Below are 2,930 nucleotides of genomic sequence, written 5' to 3' on the forward strand. Positions count from 1 at the left end.
CGTTTGCGGTACTTCCGTAATAGCGGTATCGGTAAAACCATATAACTGATTCGCAATCCTGTTAACATTGATTTGGAAAATGTCCCCATATAGATAACACGCTGATGACGATCAAGACTTTGCAAAGATGGAATTTGATCTGTTTCATATTTAAATTCACTGTCATAATCATCCTCAATAATATAGCGATCGGATTGTTGTGTAGCCCAATTTAGTAATTGAAGTCGTCTTGAAATAGGCATAATCTTCCCCATTGGAAATTGATGGGATGGGGTAACAAGTACCATATCTGCATGAAGTTTAGTCAACTTTTCGATATCGATACTTTTTGAATCTAACGGTACAGGTATAACATGCGCTCCGATTTGGTTTAAATGACGATGAATTCTCGCATAACCGGGATCTTCCACGGCGATCTGCACCGTTTTATTCATCTGTTGCATCTGAATCAATTGTTCTATTAAAGGCTGGGTTCCTACACTGATTACAACTTGCTCTGGTTCACAAGCAACACCGCGTGTTAGATTAATTATTTTAGAAATCGTTTGACGAACAAGGTAAGGACCTTGTTGATGAGTAATATGAGCAAGTTCGTTACTGTGCATTTCAATCGCTTGCTGCTGGCTTTTTTCCCAGTCTTTAAAAGGGAATAAATTCACATTGGTCGCCATATGTGATAAGGAAAGCCAATCGTTTTTTTCAAGGGTACATTCTTTCAAGTCATCAGGGAAAGGAACATTTGTCGGCTTATCTTTGTCAAAATAACTTATTTTTTCTACATAATATCCACTTCTTTCTTTTGCATAAATGTAACCTTCTGCTATTAATTGCTCATAAGCAGATGAAATGGTATTAACGCTTACATTTAACTGGGAGGCAAGATCACGTTTTGATGGTAATTTATCATTTTCACTTAACTTTCCGTCTAATATTGATTTTTTAAGGTCTGTATATATTTGTCGATATAAATATCCCTTTTGTCGATTTTTATCAATCGTCATAAATAACAATGTCCCCACCTCGTTTGGTACTATATTTTTTTTCACTTTGATACTTTTCATAATATCAGATGTCTATTATAATTTCTATAAATCACTTGGAGAGGAGAATGGTATATGAGTGATAAAACATTGGAATTGCAAAAGAAACGAAAAGAATACATACCTAAAGGAATCTCTAATGGGAATTTAAATATTGCAAAAGAAGCAAGCGGTGCAACAATAATTGATGAAAATGGACGTGAATGGATTGATTTTGCTAGTGCGATCGGGACATTAAATGTAGGTCATAATCACCCGAAAGTCATTAAAGCTGTAAAAGAACAAGTTGATAGATTCTTACACCCAGGATTTAACGTAATGATGTACGAATCTTATATTGAATTGGCTGAAAAACTTTGTATGATTACGCCGGGAAAATTTGAAAAACATGCGGCATTATTTAACTCTGGAGCAGAAGCAGTTGAAAATGCAGTGAAAATGGCACGTAAATATACGAACAGACAAGCAGTCGTATCTTTTACACGAGGTTTTCACGGTCGTACAAATTTAACGATGGGAATGACAAGTAAGGTAAAGCCGTATAAGTTTGGTTTCGGTCCTTTTTCTCCGGAAATTTATCAAGCACCTTATCCGTATATGTATCATAAGCCTGAAGGAATGTCAGAGGAAGAATATGTTGACCATCTAATAAATGAATTTGAAGATTTCTTTATTTCAACTGTTGCTCCAGAAACGGTAGCATGTGTCGTGATGGAGCCAGTTCAAGGAGAAGGTGGATTTATTATACCACCTAAAAAGTTTGTTCAAGCTGTAAGAAACTTTTGTACAGAACATGGCATTGTTTTTGTTGCAGACGAAATACAGACTGGTTTTGCACGCACGGGTACTCTTTTTGCAATAGAGCAATTTGATATTGATGCAGACCTTATGACTGTTTCGAAATCTTTAGCGGCTGGATTACCATTAAGTGGTGTCGTTGGTCGTAAAGAAATTTTAGATGCAGCGAATCCTGGCGAGCTTGGCGGGACGTATGCTGGAAGCCCTGTTGCCTGTGCCGCTGCTTTGGCTGTTATAGATGTTGTAGAGGAAGAAAACTTGGCAGAGAAGTCGGAGCAAATTGGACACATAATAGAAGAAAAGTTAAAAGAGCTTTCTAAAAAGCATGTATTTATTGGAGATATCCGTCGTTTAGGTTCGATGGTTGCTGTAGAACTTGTAGAAGATCATGCAACTAAACTGCCAAATAAAAAAGCAGTTGAAACGATTATCTCCTATGCAAATGATAATGGCCTTTTGCTCCTCTCAGCTGGAATAAAAGGAAATGTAATTCGCTTTTTAACACCGCTTGTTATTACTGATGAAGAGTTAACGAAGGGATTAACTGTTTTAGAGAAAGCTTTTGATCAAATTTGAAACTTGTAAATAAGAGTAAAGTTTTCTTGAAGCAAAGCTATTTATTAAAAAATATTTGGAGTAAGTTAGATGAAAAGTCTGTCATAACTAACGTCTTATACACTCTCTTTGCTTACTCCATTTATTAATATTATAGGGCCTTAGCGCCCTATAATTTTTTAATTTGTATTTGAAATGAATTTTTTAAAAGTATAATAATACTTATGGAGAGAAGATGTACCGTTCTCGGAATATAGTCTTCATGGATATCCATTTCTGCCATGTTTCGTTCTCGATTTCTCCCTCAATCCGTTGCAAGCGCTGGCTGGCTTTTAAACGGATCATGTAATCAATTCACGAGTTTCGCAAAGCTTATACAGCTCAGGAATGGCAAAACCACTATCCCCACGAATGATGTTATCTACGTTATGAATCATTCGGGAGTTAAGCGCTGAACTTCGCGGAATCGTCGCTAAACCCACCGAATTAGCCCCAGTACTCACTGAATCAAACTTTTCTTTACCTATGTAAAAGGAT

At 36.5% G+C, this 2,930-nt stretch carries 3 protein-coding genes; 1 reads left to right on the plus strand and 2 read right to left on the minus strand.

Translation table 11 applies throughout. The annotated features are described in order from the left end of the window. On the minus strand, positions 1-1,046 hold a 1,046-nt coding region (gene pdxR, locus ACPYKA_RS20205), incomplete at its 3' end, for a MocR-like pyridoxine biosynthesis transcription factor PdxR (protein WP_479543985.1). A 69-nt stretch (positions 1,047-1,115) separates the two neighbouring features. On the opposite strand from pdxR, the gene gabT reads away from it, so the two are divergent. Continuing rightward, positions 1,116-2,414 carry a 4-aminobutyrate--2-oxoglutarate transaminase gene (gene gabT / locus ACPYKA_RS20210; RefSeq protein WP_479543986.1) on the plus strand — a complete coding sequence of 433 codons (1,299 nt, stop codon included), beginning with the start codon at positions 1,116-1,118 and terminating at the stop codon, positions 2,412-2,414. A 320-nt stretch (positions 2,415-2,734) separates the two neighbouring features. Here the strand turns inward: gabT and ACPYKA_RS20215 are convergent. After that, on the minus strand, positions 2,735-2,930 hold a 196-nt coding region (locus ACPYKA_RS20215; protein WP_479543987.1), incomplete at its 5' end, for a hypothetical protein.

Origin of the sequence: Pseudogracilibacillus amylolyticus (SeqCode) (assembly GCF_051918545.1) — a bacterium.
Taxonomy (GTDB): Bacteria; Bacillota; Bacilli; order Bacillales; family Amphibacillaceae; genus Pseudogracilibacillus.